This is a genomic window from Streptomyces sp. NPDC047853 (genome assembly GCF_043204535.1).
Classification (GTDB): domain Bacteria; phylum Actinomycetota; class Actinomycetes; order Streptomycetales; family Streptomycetaceae; genus Streptomyces.
This window is the reverse complement of record NZ_JBIDCI010000001.1, coordinates 351,448-370,225: the sequence shown is the minus strand read 5'-3', so window position 1 is coordinate 370,225 and position 18,778 is coordinate 351,448. Positions and strand designations below refer to the sequence as shown.

Below are 18,778 nucleotides of genomic sequence, written 5' to 3'. Positions count from 1 at the left end.
ACCGGCAGACCCGCCCCCGCTCACGAAGGAGCCGCGATGTCCCGCCTCGCCCGCCCCACCCATGGCCGCATGATCGGCGGAGTGTGCGCCGCGCTGGCCAGGCGCTTCGGCACCTCCACGACCACGATGCGGGTGATCTTCCTGGTCTCCTGCCTGCTGCCCGGCCCGCAGTTCCTGCTCTACCTCGCCCTGTGGCTCCTGCTGCCGTCCGAGGAGAAGGCCGCCCGTACCGCCTGGTGACGTCCCGCGCGGCTCGCGGGACGGCACGGCCGGCCCGGTCGACGCACCTCCCCTCCGGTACGCCGATGGGGCGCACCCGAAGCCTTCGGGTGCGCCCCGTCGGCGCATGGGGAGGTGCGGGGGCGGCGGGACTCAGCCGCCGAGCGGGAGGCCGTTGACCGGCAGGCCCGAGGTGGGCAGGCCCTTCGTCGGCAGACCGCCGAGCAGGCCGGCCACCGGCTTGGTCGGGCCGTTGGAGAGCTGCTCGTTGAGGACCTGCTCGACGACCGGCTGAGCGGCGGTCAGACCCGTGCCGGAGACGTGGCGGCCCTGCTCCAGCGCGTTGCCCGCGCCGGGCACCACCTGGGAGAGGGTCTCCGCGGGCAGCGTCGCGGCGACGGAGTCCACCGTCTTCGCGGTGTCCGGCAGTGCGGGGGCCGCGGTGGCCGCACCGGCACCGGCGGCGGCGAAGGCGGCACCGAGGGCGGCGACACCGAGGGTCTTGGCAGCAGACTGCTTCATGAAATGCGTCCTCGAAATGGGATGACGGGGATGTGAGCGGTCCTCGACCGTAAACACGCGACACCCCTCGCGGCAAACATCGAAATGCGGACGGATGGTGAAAGCCCGTCCGCGTTTCCGTTTACCGTCGGCTGCCGCTCAGCCCTCTCCCTCCGAATAACCGCTGGTGGAGGCCGTCTGCTGGAACAGCCATTCGGACTTCAGCTCCGCGTATCCGGGCTTGATGACGTCATTGATCATGGCCAGTCGTTCATCGAAAGGAATGAACGCTGATTTCATCGCATTGACGGAGAACCACTGGATGTCGTCGAGCGTGTAACCGAACGCGTCGACAAGGTGCTCGAATTCCCGGCTCATTCCGGTGTGGGACATCAGCCGGTTGTCGGTGTTGACGGTGGCCCGGAAGTGCAGTCGGCGCAGCAGCCCGATCGGGTGCTCGGCGTAGGAGTCGGCGGCGCCGGTCTGGAGGTTGGAGCTGGGGCACAGCTCCAGGGGGATGCGCTTGTCCCGGACGTACGAGGCGAGCCGCCCGAGCTTCACCGTGCCGTCCTCGTGCACCTGGATGTCGTCGATGATGCGCACGCCGTGCCCGAGCCGGTCGGCGCCGCACCACTGGAGGGCCTGCCAGATGGACGGCAGCCCGAAGGCCTCGCCGGCGTGGATGGTGAAGTGGTTGTTCTCCCGCTTCAGGTACTCGAAGGCGTCCAGGTGCCGGGTGGGCGGGTATCCCGCCTCGGCGCCCGCGATGTCGAAACCGACGACTCCGAGGTCGCGGTAGCGGTTGGCCAGCTCGGCGATCTCCAGGGCGCGGGCGGCGTGCCGCATGGCGGTGAGCAGGGCGCCGACCCGGATGCGGTGGCCGTTGTCCCGGGCGCGGCGCTCGCCCTCGCGGAAGCCCTCGTTGACCGCCTCGACGACCTCTTCGAGGCTGAGCCCGCCCTCCAGGTGCTGCTCGGGGGCGTAGCGCACCTCGGCGTAGACGACGCCGTCCTCGGCGAGGTCCTCGGCGCACTCGGCGGCGACCCGGACGAGGGCGTCGCGGGTCTGCATGACGCCGACGGTGTGGGAGAAGGTCTCCAGGTACCGCTCCAGCGAGCCGGAGTCGGCGGCCTGCCGGAACCAGGCGCCGAGCCGGTCGGCGTCGGTCTCGGGGAGGCCCGAGTAGCCGGTCGCCCGGGCGAGTTCGACGACCGTGCCGGGGCGCAGCCCGCCGTCGAGGTGGTCGTGCAGCAGAACCTTCGGCGCCCGGCGGATCTGGTCCGGCGTCGGAGTCTTCGCGGTGCTCTGGCTCGTCATTTCCGCACTCTAACTCCTACGCGCGTAGAAGGGCGGTCGGACGAGTACACGCGCACGGGAGACGCGGCCGGGGTGTACGGATCCGTCGATATGTAACGGTGACTGCGAAGACGGGTGGCGTACACCCGGTCTTCTGAGAATGTTCTGTCATGGCACAGCAAGCGACGCCGGTCCGTCAGGCCCGGCTGGGGCGAACGCTCGGTCCGGAGGGGACGGCGGTCAGCGGGGTGGTGCTGCTGCTCCCCGCGGGCGACGAGGTGTCCAGCCGCAGGCCGTCCCCGCTGCTGGCGACCGCGTCCGTACGGGCGTTGGGGCGCCGGCTCGCCCGCGCGGGCCGGGACGAGGGCCTGGCCACGCATGTCGTGCACTACCGCTGCCGCGGCTGGAACGGCGCCGAGGCCCACCTGGCCCGCGACGCCGACTGGGCCGCCGGCGAGGCCGTACGGCGCTACGGCGACGTCCCGGTCTGCCTGCTCGGCGTCGGCATGGGCGGGCGGGCGGCCCTGCGCGCGGCCGGGCACGAGGCCGTCGACGCGGCGCTCGCGATCGCCCCTTGGCTGCCGGACGAGGACGTGGCCGCGCCCCCCGAACCGGTGAAGCAGCTCGCCGGGCGCCAGGTGCTGATCGTGCACGGCACCAACGACGAGCGCAGCGACCCCGAGTTGTCGTTCCGGCTGGCCGCGCGCGCGAAGAAGGCCAACCGCGCGGTGTGCCGCTTCGAGGTGCACTCCGACGGTCACGGGCTGCGCCAGTACCGGGACGAAGTGGCCGCGCTGGCCGAGGACTTCGTGTTGGGCGCGCTCTTCGGGCAGCCCTTCGCCCGGCCGCTGGAGGACGCCCTGGCCGCTCCCCCGCCGCTGGGGCTGCGGATGCCGCTGGCGGTGGGGTTCGGGCGGTCGCTGCGGCGGTAGGCGCGGGTGCGCGGGGCGGGGCGGGGGTTCGGGGGTCGGGGTCGCTGCGGCGGTGGGCGCGGGTCAGGACGGCAGCAGGTGGCCGCGTCGCGACAGCAGGAACTTCTTGAAGGCCGCCACCGGGGGCGTGTCCGTGCGCCCCGCCAGCCAGGCCACACCGATCTCGCGGGCCGCGCGCGGTGCCGTGACCGTCAGTTCGACCACGCCGGGGCGGGGGACGGCGGGCGGCGGCAGCAGGGCGACGCCGAGGCCGGCCGCGACCAGGCCGCGCAGCGTCTCCGCCTCCTCCCCCTCGAAGGCCACCCGGGGCCGGAAGCCGGCCTCCTTGCACAGGTCGTCAGTGATGCGGCGCAGGCCGTAGCCGGGCTCCAGGGTCACGAAGGTCTCGTCGGCGGCCTCGGCGAGGCGGATGCGCCGGCGGCCGGCCAGGGGGTGGTCGGCCGGGACGACCAGGCGCAGCTTCTGCTCGTCGAGGCGCCGGGCGACCAGGTCGGGGGCGTCCGGGACGGGGGAGGTCAGGCAGAGGTCGAGTTCGCCGGCGCGCAGCCGCTCCAGCATGGCCTCGCCGTAGTTCTGGACGAGGCTGAAGCGGACGCGGGGGTGGTCGGCCCGGAAGGCGTGCAGCAGGCCGGGGACGGTCTCGGCGCCCATGGTGTGCAGGAAGCCGAAGGCGACCTTGCCGGTGGCCGCGTCGGCGTCCGCGCGGACCTCCTCGGCGGCGCGCTCCACCTCCGCGAGGGCGCGTTCCACGGAGCCGAGGAAGGTGCGCCCGGCGACGGTCAGGGCGAGGGTGCGGCCACGGCGCACGAACAGGTCGACGCCCAGGTCGGCTTCGAGGCGGACCAGGGCGCGGGAGAGGGTCGACTGGGGGACGTTCATCTCCTGGGCGGCCCGGGTGACGTGCTCGGTGCGGGCCACGCCGGCGAAGTGCGCGAGGCGGGGCGCGAGCAGCGCGACGATGTCTTCCGTGTCACCGGACGGTGACAGACGAGCCTGTGAGCTTTGCTGATGCACCATGGGAACGATTATGGCCATTCCATGCATTGGACGGATGAGTAAGGGGCTTCGTACCTTCGGGGCATGACTCCCGCCGATACCGGGGCGTCCACCGTCGTGGGCGCCGCTGCATCCGTCCCCGCTGCCAGCGTCTCCGACGCGACCGCCACCTCCGACTCGCGCATGACCCCGGGCGGTCCCGGTTACCGCCGGATGAGTCTCGCCCTCTTCCTCGCGGGCGTCGCGACCTTCGCGCTCCTGTACTCCACCCAGGCCCTGCTGCCGCTGATCTCCGGCGACATGGGCGTCACGGCGAGCGACGCGAGCTGGACGGTGGCCGCCGCGACGGGTGGCCTCGCCCTGTTCGTCCTGCCGATGAGCGCCCTGTCGGAACGTTTCGGCCGGCGTACGGTCATGACGGCGTCGCTGGCGGTCGCGGTGACCGTCGGGCTGCTGGTCCCCTTCGCCCCGTCGCTGACCGCGCTGGTCGCGCTGCGCGCGGTGCAGGGCGCGGCGCTGGCCGGGCTGCCGGCCTCGGCGACGGCGTACCTCGCGGAGGAGGTCACGCCGAGGGCGCTGGTCACCGCGATCGGCCTGTTCGTCGCGGGCAACAGCGTGGGCGGGATGAGCGGCCGGGTCATCACCGGCTGGGTCGCCCAGGAGTGGGGCTGGCGGGTCGCCGTCGGCGTGATCGGCGCCGTGGCGGTGGCCTGCGCGGTGGCCTTCCGGATGCTGCTGCCGGCGCCGAAGCACTTCACGCCGGGCTCGCTGCGCCCGCGGGTCCTGGTCCGCACGGTCCGCGGCCACCTCGCCGACCCGCTGCTGCGCCGCCTGTACGCGATCGGCGCGCTGTTCATGACGGTGTTCGGCGGCGTCTACACGGTGATCGGCTACCGCCTGACGGAGGCGCCCTTCTCGCTCCCGCAGGGCGTCATCGGCTCGATCTTCCTGGTCTACCTGGTCGGCACGGTCTCGGCGTCGACGGCGGGCCGCCTGGTGGGCCGCCTCGGCCGCCGCGGGGCGCTCTACCTGGGCGGGGGCACGACGGCGGCGGGTCTGCTGCTGTCCCTCGCTCCGTCCCTGCCCCTGGTGCTCCTCGGGCTGGTGCTGATCACGGCGGGCTTCTTCGCCGGGCACGCGGTGGCGTCCTCGGCGGTGAGCAGGACGGCCACCCACGGCCGCGCCCAGGCCTCGGCGCTGTACCAGTCCGCCTACTACATCGGCTCCAGCGCGGGCAGCACGGTGGGCGCGCTCGCCTTCCACTCCGGCGGCTGGGCCGGGACGGTCGGGGTCGGCCTGCTGGCGGTGGCGGGCGTGGTGGCGCTCACGGTCGCCGGTTCGCTGGCCGCCCGGCGCACGGCCGAGGCCGCGCCGGTGCCCGCCTGATCGGGCTCGGGACCGATCAGAACCGACTCGCTGACCTGCGCTTTCCTTGACTGCACAGGCCATTGTCAGTCCCCTGCGGTAGCTTCCGAAGTGCGAGGCGCGAAGACGCGCACGACGTGACGGCCCAGGGGTGGGTGGACCATGAGCAACGGCACCATGACGACGGAGCTGGATGCCGCGCTGGAGAAGCACCGGACCGAGCTGACGGGGTACTGCTACCGGATGCTCGGCTCCTCCTTCGAGGCGGAGGACGCGGTCCAGGACACCCTGGTCCGCGCCTGGCGGAGCTACGACAAGTTCGAGGGCCGCTCCAGCCTCCGTTCCTGGCTCTACCGGATCGCGCACAACGTCTGCCTGGACATGCTGACCGCGGGCAACAAACGGGCCCGTCCGATGGACCTCACGGACTCCACCCCCCTCGCGCAGGCCGCTCTGTCGCCCCGCCCGGACCACACCTGGCTGGAGCCGATGCCGGACGCCCGCGTGCTGCCCTCGACCGCCGACCCGGCCGAGGCCGCCGTCGCGAAGGAGTCGGTGCGGCTGGCCTTCATGGCCGCGCTCCAGCAGCTGCCGCCCAAGCAGCGGGCGGTGCTGATCCTGCGTGAGGTGCTGGCGTGGAAGGCCGCCGAGGTCGCCGAGCTGCTGGGCACCTCGGTGGCGTCCGTCAACAGCGCCCTGCAGCGCGCCCGCGCGACCCTCGCCGAGCGGGAGGAGCGGGCCGACGCCGCCGCGGTGTCCGACCCGCTGGACGAGGAGCAGCAGAAGCTCCTGGACCGCTATGTCGCGGCCTTCGAGGGCTACGACATGACGGCGCTGACGGCGCTGCTGCACGAGGACGCGGTGATGACGATGCCGCCGTTCGACCTGTGGCTGGCCGGTCCGGCGGACATCACCGGCTTCATGACGACCCTCGGCGCCGCGTGCGCGCACTCCCGGCTGCTGCCGGTCAACGCCAACGGGCTGCCCGGCTTCGCGCAGTACAAGCCGGACCCGGAGGCGGGTGGCTACGCGCCGTGGGCGGTCCAGGTGCTGGAGATCTCAGACGGGCGCATCACCGGGTTCCACTGCTTCCTCGACACCAAGCGGTGGTTCCCGCTCTTCGACCTGCCGCTCCGTCTCGAAGCGGAGTCCGACGAGGTCGAGAAGGGCGTGTAGGGCGGGGTCGGGATCGCGCAGCCGTATCCGGCCCCCGGCCCGCCGGGCGGTGAGCTCCAGGCGGGCCAGCAGGTCGACGACGGCGAGCCCCGGCGGTCCGAGCCCGCCGACGTCGCACACGACCACCCCGGCCCGGGTGGCTTCCAGCTGCGCGCGCACCTCGTCGCAGAGCCTGGGCGTCTCCCTTCGGGAGACGGGCCCCGGCAGCACGAGTACGGCGGGTGTCACGGCGTCCACGTGCGGTAGACCCGGCACGGTCCGGGAACTCATCGGTGCCCGCCATCAGAGATCACATTGACGTGCGCACATCCTCCCCCCGAGGGTTTGCTGTATGCCCCACGCATCCCCTCCCGCCGCCGTGCCGCAGGACGTCGTCGTGACCGTCGAGGAGGCGTGGCCGTGCAGGGGGTGCTGACCGGGTTCGCGGTCATCGCGGTGGTCATCGCCGTCGGGTACGTGCTCGGTCTGCGCGGCCACCTCGGTCCGCAGGGGCGCGAGGTCCTGACGAAGCTCGCGTTCCACGTGGCCTCACCGGCCCTGCTGTTCACCACCCTCGCGACGGCCGACCTGTCGGTGGTCTTCTCCAGCCGGCTGCTGGTCACGGCGTTGTCGACGGTGGCGGTGGCCGCGGTCTTCGTCGCGGTGGGGGCCGCCCGGGGCTGGGGCGTGGGCCGGACCACGATCGGGGCGCTGTGCTCCGGTTATGTGAACGCCGGCAACCTCGGCATCCCGATCGCCGTGTACGTGCTGGGGGACGCCTCGCTGGTGGCGCCGGTGCTGCTGTTCCAGCTGGTGCTGGTGACGCCGGTGGCGGTGACGATCCTGGACCTGGCGGGAGGAGGCGGTGAGGGCCCGCTGTGGCGCCGGCTGCTGACGCCGGTGCGCAATCCGATAGCGCTGGGCTCGCTCGCCGGGGTCGCGGTCGCCGCGAGCGGACTGCGGGTGCCGGAGGCGGTGATGGACCCGCTGACCCTGATCGGCAACATGTCCGTCCCGGCGGTCCTGCTGGCCTTCGGCATCGGGCTGTGCGGGTCCACGATGCCGTTGCGGGGCGTGGAACGGCGGCCGGTGCTGCTGGCGGTGGCGCTCAAGACGGTCGGTCAGCCCGCGGTGGCCTGGGCGCTGGCGTCCGGGGTGTTCGGGCTGCGGGGCGCGCATCTGCTGGACGTGGTGGTGACGTCGGCGCTGCCGGCCGCCCAGAACCTCTACACGTACGCGTCCACCTACCGGGTGGGTGAGCGGCTGGCGCGGGACGCGGTCCTGGTGTCGACGGTGGTGTCCGTGCCGGTGCTGGTGGGGGTGGCGGCGGTGCTGGGGTGAGTCAGGTCTCGGGGAACTCGCCGGTGTCGAGGGTCAGGTCGAAGGGAGCGGGGAGCCGGAGAGGGTCGCCGAACTTGGCGGCGCCCAGCACCCGGTAGACGTCACCCTTCGGTTCGCCGTAGAGCGTCGCGGTGGGTCCACCGGGGGCCCAGCGGTCGACGAGGAGGTAGAGCGGGATGCCGGCGGTGGCGTAGGCGGCGGGCTTGCTCACGCGGTCGTGGCGGGCGTTGGACTTGGAGGTGACCTCGACGACGAGCTGGGCCAGGGCGGCGGGGATGTGGGTGTCGGACTCGGTGTGGTCGGGAAGCTGGGTCACGACCAGGTCGGGGATCAGCATTCCCAGGCGGGACGGCACCGAGAGCGCGAGTGTCTGATAGATGCCCCATCGGTCGGGGATCACCGCATACAGACGGCGCTGGATGCGATCGGTGATGTCGTTGTGAGGCAGTCCCGGAGCAGGTGACACGGTGATGATCCCCTCGATGATCTCCACCTTGCTGCCCTCGGGCCATTCCATCTCCTCCCAGAACCGGACGAGGTCGTCCCAGCTCTGGTCGGGCTCCTGGCTCACCGTGAGTGCGCTCATGGCGGTTCTCCTGTCTGTGCGTCACCGATCCCAGCATGCCGAACGGGACCGGTGGAGGTCCACCGGTCCCGTTCACCCGAATGAGGAAGGCGCAGGTCAGGCGATACGTTCCCGCACCACCGGCGAGGCGGTGAAGGCCGTGCCCGCGGGGGCCACGTCGTAGGAGCCCTCGACCGCGGCGAGGGCGTACGCGAAGCGGTCCGGGGTGTCGGTGTGCAGGGTCAGCAGGGGCTGGCCCTCGGTGACCGTGTCGCCGGGCTTCGCGTGCAGCTCGACGCCCGCACCGGCCTGCACCGGGTCCTCTTTGCGGGCGCGGCCGGCGCCCAGGCGCCAGGCGGCGACGCCGATGTCGTAGGCGTCGAGGCGGGTCAGGACGCCGGAGGCGCCCGCCTTCACGACGTGCTGCTCCTTCGCGGTCGGCAGGGCCGCGTCCGGGTCGCCGCCCTGGGCGCTGATCATGCGGCGCCAGACGTCCATCGCGGAGCCGTCGGCGAGGGCCTTCGCCGGGTCGGCGTCCTTCAGGCCGGCGGCGTCGAGCATCTCGCGGGCCAGGGCGAGGGTCAGCTCGACCACGTCGGAGGGGCCGCCGCCGGCCAGCACCTCGACCGACTCGCGGACCTCCAGGGCGTTGCCCGCGGTGAGACCGAGGGGGGTGGCCATGTCGGTGAGCAGGGCGACGGTCTTCACGCCGTGGTCGGTGCCGAGGCCGACCATCGTGGAGGCCAGCTCGCGGGCGTCCTCGATGGTCTTCATGAAGGCGCCGCTGCCCACTTTCACGTCCAGGACCAGCGAGCCGGTGCCCTCGGCGATCTTCTTGGACATGATGGAGGAGGCGATGAGCGGGATCGCCTCGACCGTGCCGGTGACGTCCCGGAGGGCGTACAGCTTCTTGTCGGCGGGCGCGAGGCCGTCGCCCGCCGCGCAGATCACCGCACCGGTGGTGTCCAGGACGTCCAGCATCTCCTCGTTGGAGAGCAGGGCGCGCCAGCCCGGGATCGACTCCAGCTTGTCCAGGGTGCCGCCGGTGTGGCCGAGGCCCCGGCCGGAGAGCTGCGGGACGGCCGCGCCGCAGGCGGCGACCAGCGGGGCGAGCGGCAGGGTGATCTTGTCGCCGACGCCGCCGGTGGAGTGCTTGTCGGCGGTCGGGCGGGACAGGGACGAGAAGTCCATGCGCTCGCCGGAGGCGATCATCGCGGCGGTCCAGCGGGCGATCTCGCCGCGGTTCATGCCGTTGAGCAGGATGGCCATCGCGAGCGACGACATCTGCTCGTCGGCCACCTCGCCGCGCGTGTACGCGTCGATGACCCAGTCGATCTGCTCGTGACTGAGTTCGCCGCGGTCCCGCTTGGTGCGGATGACGGAGATGACGTCCATGGCCATGGCTGGCGTTCCTTACGGGATTGCGGGATTGCGGGGGGGTTACTTGCCGAGGTGGTCGGGGCCGAAGGCCTGCGGGAGCATCTCCGAGAGGGGGAGCACGCCCGCCGGGGTCTCCAGCAGCATGTCCGGCCCGCCGAACTCGTACAGCAGCTGTCGGCAGCGACCGCACGGTACGAGGATCTCGCCGTGGCCGTCGACGCAGGCGAAGTGCGTCAGCCGGCCGCCGCCGGTCAGCTGGAGCTGGGAGACCAGTCCGCACTCGGCGCACAGGCCGATGCCGTAGCTGGCGTTCTCCACGTTGCAGCCGGAGACCGTGCGGCCGTCGTCGACCAGGGCGGCTGCGCCGACGGCGTACCCGGAGTAGGGGGCGTAGGCCTGGGCCATCGCCTCCCGGGCCGCCGTGCGCAGCGCGCCCCAGTCGACGTCGGTCACTTGCCCTGCCCCTTCCGGTACGGCATGCCGTTCGCCCTGGGCATCCGCAGCCGCTGGGCGGAGAGCGCGAGGACGACGAGGGTGACGACGTACGGCGTGGCGGAGACGACCTGGTTGGGGACGTCGTCGGTGCCCGCGTACCAGGCGAAGACCAGCGCGCCGACGACCAGGGTGATCGCGGCCTTGACGTACTTCTTGCGGATCACCAGCCAGATCGCACCGGCGACCAGCAGCAGCGCGCCGAGCAGCAGCAGGGCGTGCACGTTGGCGGAGCCGCCGCGCAGGTTGAGGCTGTCGGTGTAGCCGAAGAGGCCGGCGCCGATGGCGAGACCGCCGGGCATCCAGTTGCCGAAGATCATCGCCGCGAGGCCGATGTAGCCGCGGCCGCTGGTCTGGCCCTCCAGGTAGAAGGGGTTGGCCACGATGGAGAGGAAGACGCCGCCGAGTCCGGCCAGGCCGCCGGAGATGATCACGGCCAGATACTTGTACTTGTAGACGTTGACGCCGAGCGACTCGGCGGCGACGGGGTTCTCGCCGCAGGAGCGCAGCCGCAGGCCGAACGGCGTGCGCCACAGGATGTACCAGGTGGCGGGGATGAGCGCGACGGCGATCAGGGTCAGCCAGGAGACGTTGGTGACCAGGCCGCCGAGCAGGCCGGCGAGGTCCGAGATCAGGAACCAGCCCTTGTCGTTGAGGTCGACCAGCCCGTCGGAGAGGCCCGGCACGGTGAAGTGCCCGAGGGAGTCCACCGGCGGGGACTGCTTGGCGGAGCCGCCCTGGTGGCCCTCGAAGGCGAGCGGGGCGAGGTAGCGGGTCGCGCCGAGCGCCAGGATGTTGATGGCCACGCCGGAGACGATGTGGTTGACGTTGAAGGTGATCGTCACGATGGCGTGCAGCAGGCCGCCGATCGCGCCGCCGACGATGCCCACCAGGACGCCCGTCCACGGGCCCCACTGGAAGCCGGCCCAGGCACCGAACCAGGTGCCGAGGATCATCATGCCCTCGAGGCCGATGTTGACGACGCCCGCGCGCTCGGCCCACAGACCGCCCAGACCGGCGAGGCCGATCGGCACGGCGAGCTGGAGCGCGGTGGACATCTGGCTGACGTTGGTGATGCCGTCGGCGCCGGTGATCAGGCGCACCAGGGAGGTCAGGGCCAGGGCTCCGGCGATGACCAGCATCAGGACGGACAGGGACAGGCGGCGGCCGGTCGGCGCCGCGGGCTGCAGCGTGGGCTGGTTGAGGTCGGTCGCGGTGGTCATCGGCCGGCCACCTCCTTCTTGTTGTCGGTGGCGCCGAGGACGTGACCGGCGGCCAGCTCCGCGCCGACGCGGCGCTGCTGGCGGCGCAGGCCCCACTCGCGGACGGCCTCGTAGGAGACGACGACGGACAGGACGATCAGGCCCTGCATGATGACCGCGATCTCCTTGTCGTAGCCGTGGAAGTCCAGCTCGGGGCTGGCCTTGTCGAGCCAGGCCCACAGCAGGGCGGCGAAGGCGATGCCGACGGGGCTGTTCCGGCCGAGCAGGGCGATGCCGATGCCGAGGAAGCCGATGCCGGTGGGGAAGTTGAGGCTGTAGGTGTGGGTGCCGCCGAGCAGGATCGGCAGGCCCGCGAGACCGGCGAGGCCGCCGGAGATGAGCATCGCGGTCAGCACCATGCGCTTGGGGTCGACACCACTGGCCGCGGCGGCGGACTCCGAGGCGCCGGAGGCGCGCAGGTCGAAGCCGAAGCGGGTGCGGTTGAGGACGACCCAGTAGCCGATGCCGAGCAGCACGGCCAGGATCACCAGACCGTAGACCTCGCCGGCCGCGCCCATGTCGATGCCGGGGATCCAGCCGGACTCGTGCATCTCGCCGGTGGTGTTGTTGTTGCCGATCTTGACGCCGAAGACGTCCGGCAGCCAGAGGTAGCCGATGACGGAGGTCGCGATGGCGTTGAGCATGATCGTCGCAACGACCTCGCTGACGCCCCGGGTCACCTTGAGGACACCGGCGATGCCGGACCAGAAGGCGCCGGTGAGGACGGCGGTCAGCAGGAGCAGCGGGATCTGGAGGGCGGCCGGCAGGTTCGCGTGGGCGCCGACGATCGCGGCCATCATGGCGGCGAGCTGGTACTGGCCGTCGACGCCGATGTTGAACAGGTTCATCCGGAAGCCGATGGCGACCGCCAGGGCCGCGATGTAGTACATCGACGCCTGGTTGATGATCAGGACCTGGATGTCGGAGAAACCGGCCTGCTCGAACATCAGGGCGAACGGCTCGACCGGGTTCTTGCCCGAGGCGATCAGCACGATCGCGCTCAGCACGAAGGCCACGGCGAGCGCGATGACCGGTCCGGCCACCGCGAGGAGCACGCGCTCCTTGTCGAACTTCTTCATCAGCGGGCCTCGTCTTCCGGAGCCTCGGGAGACTTGCGGATCTCGGGGGTCTCTTCGTGTTCCAGGTGGCCGGTCGCGGCGCCCGTCATGGCCGAGCCCAGCTCCTCGGGGGTGATGGTGGCCGGGTCGGCGTCCGCGACCAGGCGGCCGTCGTAGATCACCCGGAGGGTGTCGGAGAGGCCGATCAGCTCGTCCAGGTCGGCGGAGATCAGCAGGACGGCGAGGCCCTCGCGGCGCGCCTCGCGGATGTGGTCCCAGATGGCGGCCTGCGCGCCGACGTCCACACCGCGGGTGGGGTGGGCGGCGATGAGGAAGCGCGGCTTGTGGCTCATCTCGCGGCCGACGATCAGCTTCTGCTGGTTGCCGCCGGAGAGCGAGGCGGCCGTGACGTCGATGCCCGGGGTGCGGACGTCGTACGTCTCGACGATGCGCCGGGTGTCCTCCTGGGACCCCTTCGGGTCCAGCCAGACGCCCTTGCTGTTGGGCTTCTCGGTGACGTGGCCGAGGATGCGGTTCTCCCAGAGCGGGGACTCCAGGAGCAGGCCGTGGCGGTGACGGTCCTCGGGGATGTAGCCGACGCCCTGCTCGCGGCGCTTGCGGGTGGGCAGCGCGGTGATGTCCTCGTCGAGGAAGCGGATGGCGCCGGAGTCGGCGTGCCGCAGGCCGATGAGGGCGTCGACCAGCTCGGTCTGGCCGTTGCCCTCGACGCCGGCGATGCCCAGCACCTCACCGGCGTGGATGGTGAAGGAGATGTCGTCGAGCAGGGCCTTGCCGCCGGGGGCCGCGAGGCGCAGCGTGTCGACGGTGAGGACCGCGCGGTCGGTGACCGTGGACTCGGCCGTCTCCGGCGTGGGCAGCTCGCTGCCGACCATCAGCTCGGCGAGCTGGCGCGGGGTGGTCTCGGCGGGCACGGCCGTGCCGACCGTGGTGCCGCGCCGGATGACGGTGATGTCGTCGGCGACCGAGAGGACCTCGCCCAGCTTGTGGGAGATGAAGATGACGGAGAGGCCCTCCGCCTTCAGCTCGCGCAGGTTGTCGAAGAGGGCGTCGACCTCCTGGGGCACGAGCACGGCGGTCGGCTCGTCCAGGATCAGCGTGCGGGCGCCGCGGTAGAGGACCTTGAGGATCTCCACGCGCTGGCGGGCGGCGACGCCCAGCTCCTCGACCAGGCGGTCGGGCTCCACGCCGAGGCCGTAGCGCTCGGAGATCTCCTTGATCGTGCGGCGGGCCTTGGCGCCGATGCCGTACAGCTTCTCGCTGCCGAGGACCACGTTCTCCAGGACCGTGAGGTTGTCGGCGAGCATGAAGTGCTGGTGGACCATGCCGATGCCGCGGGCGATGGCGTCGGCCGGCGAGGAGAAGGCGACCTGCTCGCCGTCGATCGCGATGGTGCCCTCGTCCGGCTTCTGCATGCCGTAGAGGATCTTCATCAGGGTCGACTTGCCGGCGCCGTTCTCCCCGACGAGGGCGTGGACGGTGCCCTTGCGGACGGTCAGGTGGATGTCGTGGTTGGCCACGACACCGGGGAATCGCTTGGTGATCCCGGCGAGCTCGACGGCGGTCACCGATTCGTTGACCGCCGCTCCGGCCGGAGGGCTGCTGGACGCGTTGATGGCGCACTCTCCTGGGGAAGGGGGCCGTCTACGCGCGTAGCGCCCCTACGGCATCTAAAAGCGGCGGCGGCACATCGCCACGACGGGGTACGAGGAGGAGGCCCGGAGGCGTCCTCCTCGTACCCCGTCGAGCGGTGCGACCACCGCGGTTACACGCTGTTCGAGGTGTTGCTCGGCTCAGCTGCTCTTGACCTTGATCTCGCCGCTGACGATCTTCTCCTTGGCCGTCTTGAGGGCTGCCTGGAGCTCGGCGTCGTCCGCGAACTTCGGGTTGGAGTCCGCCAGACCGACCTCACCGGACTTCAGATCGCCCCGAACGATACCGGTCTCCGGCTTGCCGTCCTCGACCGACTTGGAGAGGTTGTAGACCGCCTTGGCGACGTCCTTGGTCGCGGAGGTCAGGATGGACTCCTTGTACTTCGCGAGGGCTTCCTGCTGGTACTGGTCGGAGTCGACGCCGATCGCCCACACCTTGTTGGCGGCGGCGGCCTCGATGACACCCTGACCGGAGAGACCGGCCGCCGCGTAGACGACGTCGGCCTTCTTCTCGATCTGGCCCTCGGCGGCGGTCTTGCCCTTGTCGGGGCTGGAGAAGCCGCCCTCCTCGGCGGTCTGCGTCAGGTACTGCGAGACGACCTTGACCTTCGGGTCGGTGTCCTTGACGCCCTGCTCGAAGCCGGCCTGGAACTTGTGGATCAGCGGGATGTCCACACCGCCCACGAAGCCGACCGTCTTGCTCTTGGTGGTCTTGGCGGCGGCGACACCGGCGAGGTAGGAGGCCTGCTCCTCGTTGAAGACCAGGTCCGCGACGTTCTTCGCCTCGATGGTGGCGTCGTCGACGATGCCGAAGGTGGTGTCGGGGTACTTCTCGGCGGCGCTCTTCAGCGCGGCGGCGTACGCGTAACCGACGCCGACGACCGGGTTGTAGCCCTGCTTGGCCAGCGAGACCAGGCGCTGCTCCTTGTCGGCGTCGGTCTCGCCGTCGGTGGGCTCGACGTCGGCGGTCTCGTAGCCGAACTCCTTCTTGGCCTGCTCCAGACCCGCGTAGGCGGCGTCGTTGAAGGACTGGTCGCCCTTGCCGCCGACGTCGTACGCGATGGCGAGACCCTTGTCGCTCTTGGACTCCGAGGAACCGGAGTCGGTGGAGGTGCCACCGCAGGCGGAGAGGGCGAGGGCCAGGGAGGCGGTCGCTGCGCCTGCGACCGTGATCCGGGAAATCCGGCGCATGTCTGGTGCTCCTGTCGTACAAGCGCCGGGGACGGTTCGGGTACGGCGCTGGCTTCGCCGCAGATTAACGCGCGTAGACCTGCCTGAAAACCCCTTCTGTCCACCTTGTTATCCGCCCGTGAGCAAGGCGGGGCGTACGGGCGCCCGGGGCTTGCCGGGCGCGAACGAAGGGTGGCGGAGGGTGACGCCGGGGGCCGGGGGCGGGCACGGCGGAGCGGGCGGGGGGCGGGCGTCCGGGGCGGGCGGGGGCGGGCGTCCGGGGCGGGGAGGGGCCAGGCGTCCGGGGCGGCGGGCGCCGGGCATGTGGAGCGGGGCGGGCGGCGGGCACCGAGCGGGCGGGCGCCGGGCAGCTGGAGCGGGGCGGGCGCCGGGCGTCCGGGGCTGGCAGGGGCCGGGCATGGCGGAGCGGCGGCGGGCGAGCGTCCGGAGCGGGGCGGGCGCCGGACATCCGGAGCAGGCAGGGGACAGGCATCCGGGGCGGGGCGAGCTGCGGGCGTCCGGGGCTGGCAGGGGCCGGGCACGGCGGAGCGGGCGGGGCTTTCGCGCGCCCGCCCGCTCCGTCGTCCGGTGCCGTGCCGTGGGGTCTACTCGGTCTTGACCTTGATCGAGCCGGCGATGATGCCTTCCTTCGCCTTGGCCACGGCCTCCGTCAGGCCCGGGACCTCGGCGTACTTCGGGTTGGCGTCGGACAGGCCCACGCCGTCGGACTTCAGGTCGAAGGTCCGGGTGCCGTTCAGCGGCTTGCCGTCCTCGACGGACTTGGCCAGGGCGTAGACCGCGCCGTTGATGTCCTTGAGGGCGGAGGTCAGGATGGAGTCCTTGTAGGCCGCGAGGGCTTCCTGCTCGTACTGGTCGGAGTCGACGCCGATCGCCCAGACCTTCGCCTTCGCGGCCGCCTCGATCACACCCTGGCCGGACAGGCCGGCCGCCTGGTAGACGACGTCGGCCTTCTTCTCGATCTGGCCCTCGGCGGCGGCCCGGCCCTTGTCGGGGCTGGAGAAGCCGCCCTCCTCGGCGGTCTGCGTCAGGTACTGCGAGACGACCTTGACCTTCGGGTCGGTGTCCTGGACGCCCTGCTTGTAGCCGGCCTCGAACTTGTGGATCAGCGGGATGTCCACGCCGCCCACGAAGCCGACCGTCTTGGTCTTGGTGGCCTTGGCCGCCGCGACGCCGGCGAGGTAGGAGGCCTCGTTCTCGGCGAAGACGAGGGAGGCGACGTTCTCGCCCTCGACCACGGAGTCGACGATGCCGAAGGTGGTGTCGGGGTACTTCGCGGCGACGGCCTTCATCGCCGGGCCGTAGGCGAAGCCGACGCCGATGACCGGGTCGTAGCCCTGCTTCGCGAGCGAGGCGAGGCGCTGCTCCTTGTCCGCGTCGGTCTCGCCCTCGGTGGGCTCGATGTCGGCGGTCTTGTAGCCGAACTCCTTCTTCGCCCGCTCCAGGCCGGCGTACGCGGCGTCGTTGAAGGACTGGTCGCCCTTGCCGCCGATGTCGTACGCGATGGCGAGGCCCTTGTCGTCCTTGCCGCCGTCGCCGCTGTCGCTCTCGCCGCTGGTGCCGCCGCAAGCCGTGGCGGCGAGTGCGAGCGACGCGACCCCCACCGCGACGCGGGTCAGTCTGGATATCCGACGCATCTGAAGCTCCCCATTCTCCAAAGCCCCGCAGCGGGCGCTCGGTTCGGCGCAGATTAACGCGCGTAGAAACTCCTGGGAACGGGGTTCCCCGGGGCCGTTACCCATTCGTGCCGCTGGCCGGTTACGGCCCTGTGAACCACCGGCGCGAAGGGGAGCGAAGGGGGCACCCGGGCGCGCCGCGCGACCTCGTGCGCTTGTGCATCAGGCTGCCCCCGGTCCGCCGCGGCCGCAACCGCGGCGGGCCGGAGCGGGGCCGGCCGCGCTACACGGCGTCGATCAGCGCGGCCGCGGTGAACATCTCCACCCCGACGGTGATCGCGTGCTCGTCGACGTCGAAGTCGCCCTGGTGCAGGTCGCGGATGACGCGCTCGCCGGGCGGGCGGACGCCGAGCCGGGCCATCGCGCCGGGCACGTGCTCCAGGTACCAGGAGAAGTCCTCGCCGCCGAGGCTCTGCTCGGTGGACTCGACGGAGTCCGTGCCGCGCCGGGCGACCATGGCGGCCTGGAGGAGTTCGGTGCTGGTGACCTCGTTGACGACCGGGGGGACGCCGCGGACGTAGGTGATCTCGGACTTCGCCCGGTACAGGTTGGCGATCTCGTCGATGGCGCCGACCACGAGGTCCGGGGCCTGCCGCCAGGCGTCGAGGTCGAGGCAGCGCACGGTCCCCGCGAGTTCGGCGTGCTGCGGGATGACGTTCGGGGCGTGGCCGGACTCGATCCGCCCCCAGGTCAGGGCGAGGCCGCTGCGGCTGTCGACGCGCCGGGCGACGAGCGGCGGCACGTCGGTGACGACGCGTGCCGCGGCGGTGACCAGGTCGGTGGTGAGGTGCGGGCGGGCGGTGTGTCCGCCGGGGCCGTCGAGGGCGATCTCCAGCCGGTCGCAGGCGGAGGTGATCGGGCCGACCCGCAGCCCGATCCTGCCCGCGTCCACCCGGGGGTCGCAGTGCACGGCCAGGATGCGGCGCACGCCGTCGAGCGCGCCGCCCTCGATGGCGTCGGCGGCGCCGCCCGGCAGGACCTCCTCGGCCGGCTGGAAGACCAGCCGCACGGGCCGGGGCAGCAGGCCCTGCTCGTGCAGGGCGGCGAGGACGAGGCCGGTGCCGAGGACGACGGTGGTGTGCACGTCGTGTCCGCAGGCGTGGGCGCGGTCCGGCACCTGGGAGCGGTAGGCGCACTCGCTCTTGGTGTCGGGGATGGGCAGGGCGTCGATGTCGGCCCGCAGGGCGAGCATGCGGGGTCCGCCGGTCCACTGTCCCGAGTCGGTGTTCGTGCCGATGTCACAGATGAGCCCGGTCCCGACGGGGAGCACCCGCGGCTTCAGGCCGGCCCGCTCCAGCCGTTCCTTGATCGCGGCGGTGGTGCGGAACTCCTGGTTGCCCAGCTCGGGGTGCATGTGCAGGTCTCGGCGGAAGGCGACGAGCTCCGCGCGCAGCGCGTCCGGCAAGGTGCCGGGGAGCAGCGCTTCTCCGGACGGATCGGCCTCGGTCTCTCGGGACATCAGTTGCTTCACCCTCTGAAGGGTAGGACGCCGGGGCGGTCAACTGTCCCACGATCAACAAAAGTTCAGCCCGTTAGGGGAAGAAAAGTTGACCGCACGGCGCATGGCTTTCAACGGGGGTGGGTACACTCACCCGCTTCGGCCTCGGCACCCGGTTCCGTCTTTCCTGTTCACTTCTCCTTTCACCCATACCACGGTACGGCCCGACCACGCCGGGGCCGTC

The 18,778-nt window shown here is 71.8% G+C and carries 18 protein-coding genes; 5 read left to right on the top strand and 13 right to left on the bottom strand.

The window, feature by feature from the left end; translation table 11 throughout:
• Window positions 1-36: 36 nt before the first annotated feature.
• Window positions 37-240 carry a PspC domain-containing protein gene (locus tag ACGF5T_RS01795; RefSeq protein WP_053136142.1) on the top strand — a complete coding sequence of 68 codons (204 nt, stop codon included), beginning with the start codon at window positions 37-39 and terminating at the stop codon, window positions 238-240.
• A 132-nt stretch (window positions 241-372) separates the two neighbouring features.
• On the opposite strand, the gene ACGF5T_RS01790 is transcribed toward ACGF5T_RS01795, so the two are convergent.
• Together ACGF5T_RS01790 and ACGF5T_RS01785 are read right to left on the bottom strand one after the other, a co-directional pair.
• Window positions 373-741: an ATP-binding protein gene (locus ACGF5T_RS01790; protein ID WP_356602061.1), complete on the bottom strand. Its 369-nt coding sequence runs from the start codon at window positions 739-741 to the stop codon at window positions 373-375.
• Window positions 742-879: 138 nt separating this feature from the next.
• Window positions 880-2,037: an adenosine deaminase gene (locus tag ACGF5T_RS01785; RefSeq protein WP_366768652.1), complete on the bottom strand. Its 1,158-nt coding sequence runs from the start codon at window positions 2,035-2,037 to the stop codon at window positions 880-882.
• A 149-nt stretch (window positions 2,038-2,186) separates the two neighbouring features.
• Between ACGF5T_RS01785 and ACGF5T_RS01780 the strand changes: the two genes are divergently transcribed.
• Window positions 2,187-2,948 carry an alpha/beta hydrolase gene (locus ACGF5T_RS01780; protein ID WP_361012520.1) on the top strand — a complete coding sequence of 254 codons (762 nt, stop codon included), beginning with the start codon at window positions 2,187-2,189 and terminating at the stop codon, window positions 2,946-2,948.
• A 63-nt stretch (window positions 2,949-3,011) separates the two neighbouring features.
• On the opposite strand, the gene ACGF5T_RS01775 is transcribed toward ACGF5T_RS01780, so the two are convergent.
• Window positions 3,012-3,965: a LysR family transcriptional regulator gene (locus ACGF5T_RS01775; RefSeq protein ID WP_356602055.1), complete on the bottom strand. Its 954-nt coding sequence runs from the start codon at window positions 3,963-3,965 to the stop codon at window positions 3,012-3,014.
• A 63-nt stretch (window positions 3,966-4,028) separates the two neighbouring features.
• Here ACGF5T_RS01775 and ACGF5T_RS01770 point away from each other — a divergent pair, with 63 nt between their 5' ends.
• Together ACGF5T_RS01770 and ACGF5T_RS01765 are read left to right on the top strand one after the other, a co-directional pair.
• Window positions 4,029-5,330 carry an MFS transporter gene (locus ACGF5T_RS01770; protein ID WP_356602053.1) on the top strand — a complete coding sequence of 434 codons (1,302 nt, stop codon included), beginning with the start codon at window positions 4,029-4,031 and terminating at the stop codon, window positions 5,328-5,330.
• 141 nt (window positions 5,331-5,471) lie between these two features.
• Window positions 5,472-6,485 (top strand): sigma-70 family RNA polymerase sigma factor, encoded by a 1,014-nt coding sequence (locus tag ACGF5T_RS01765; protein ID WP_366768653.1) that lies wholly within the window; start codon window positions 5,472-5,474, stop codon window positions 6,483-6,485.
• Here ACGF5T_RS01765 and ACGF5T_RS01760 read toward each other — a convergent pair.
• The gene (locus ACGF5T_RS01760; RefSeq protein ID WP_366768654.1) at window positions 6,369-6,755 is read right to left on the bottom strand and encodes an STAS domain-containing protein; all 387 of its coding nucleotides are present in this window, start codon (window positions 6,753-6,755) and stop codon (window positions 6,369-6,371) included. The two genes, ACGF5T_RS01765 and ACGF5T_RS01760, sit on opposite strands and share 117 nt — an antisense overlap.
• A 129-nt stretch (window positions 6,756-6,884) precedes the next feature.
• Here ACGF5T_RS01760 and ACGF5T_RS01755 point away from each other — a divergent pair, with 129 nt between their 5' ends.
• Window positions 6,885-7,805: an AEC family transporter gene (locus ACGF5T_RS01755; RefSeq protein ID WP_366768664.1), complete on the top strand. Its 921-nt coding sequence runs from the start codon at window positions 6,885-6,887 to the stop codon at window positions 7,803-7,805.
• Window position 7,806: 1 nt separating this feature from the next.
• Here ACGF5T_RS01755 and ACGF5T_RS01750 read toward each other — a convergent pair whose 3' ends face one another.
• The 9 genes from ACGF5T_RS01750 to ACGF5T_RS01710 all read right to left on the bottom strand — a co-directional run bounded on the left by ACGF5T_RS01750 (window position 7,807) and on the right by ACGF5T_RS01710 (window position 18,555).
• Window positions 7,807-8,391 (bottom strand): Uma2 family endonuclease, encoded by a 585-nt coding sequence (locus tag ACGF5T_RS01750; protein WP_366768655.1) that lies wholly within the window; start codon window positions 8,389-8,391, stop codon window positions 7,807-7,809.
• Between the two features lie 96 nt (window positions 8,392-8,487).
• The gene (locus ACGF5T_RS01745; protein WP_356602967.1) at window positions 8,488-9,765 is read right to left on the bottom strand and encodes a thymidine phosphorylase; all 1,278 of its coding nucleotides are present in this window, start codon (window positions 9,763-9,765) and stop codon (window positions 8,488-8,490) included.
• A gap of 45 nt (window positions 9,766-9,810) precedes the next feature.
• Entirely contained in the window at window positions 9,811-10,203 is a 393-nt protein-coding gene (locus ACGF5T_RS01740; protein WP_356602045.1) for a cytidine deaminase, read from the bottom strand.
• Entirely contained in the window at window positions 10,200-11,465 is a 1,266-nt protein-coding gene (locus ACGF5T_RS01735) for an ABC transporter permease (RefSeq protein ID WP_356602043.1), read from the bottom strand. Before ACGF5T_RS01735 ends, ACGF5T_RS01740 begins: the two co-directional genes overlap by 4 nt.
• Window positions 11,462-12,583 (bottom strand): ABC transporter permease, encoded by a 1,122-nt coding sequence (locus ACGF5T_RS01730; RefSeq protein ID WP_356602041.1) that lies wholly within the window; start codon window positions 12,581-12,583, stop codon window positions 11,462-11,464. The genes ACGF5T_RS01735 and ACGF5T_RS01730 overlap by 4 nt, the downstream gene beginning before the upstream one ends.
• The gene (locus tag ACGF5T_RS01725) at window positions 12,583-14,148 is read right to left on the bottom strand and encodes an ABC transporter ATP-binding protein (protein ID WP_366768656.1); all 1,566 of its coding nucleotides are present in this window, start codon (window positions 14,146-14,148) and stop codon (window positions 12,583-12,585) included. Before ACGF5T_RS01725 ends, ACGF5T_RS01730 begins: the two co-directional genes overlap by 1 nt.
• A gap of 225 nt (window positions 14,149-14,373) precedes the next feature.
• Window positions 14,374-15,423 carry a BMP family ABC transporter substrate-binding protein gene (locus ACGF5T_RS01720; RefSeq protein ID WP_356602037.1) on the bottom strand — a complete coding sequence of 350 codons (1,050 nt, stop codon included), beginning with the start codon at window positions 15,421-15,423 and terminating at the stop codon, window positions 14,374-14,376.
• Between the two features lie 584 nt (window positions 15,424-16,007).
• Window positions 16,008-17,057 carry a BMP family ABC transporter substrate-binding protein gene (locus ACGF5T_RS01715; protein ID WP_356602035.1) on the bottom strand — a complete coding sequence of 350 codons (1,050 nt, stop codon included), beginning with the start codon at window positions 17,055-17,057 and terminating at the stop codon, window positions 16,008-16,010.
• A gap of 262 nt (window positions 17,058-17,319) precedes the next feature.
• Entirely contained in the window at window positions 17,320-18,555 is a 1,236-nt protein-coding gene (locus tag ACGF5T_RS01710) for a M20 family metallopeptidase (RefSeq protein WP_356602965.1), read from the bottom strand.
• Between the last annotated feature and the right edge of the window lie 223 nt (window positions 18,556-18,778).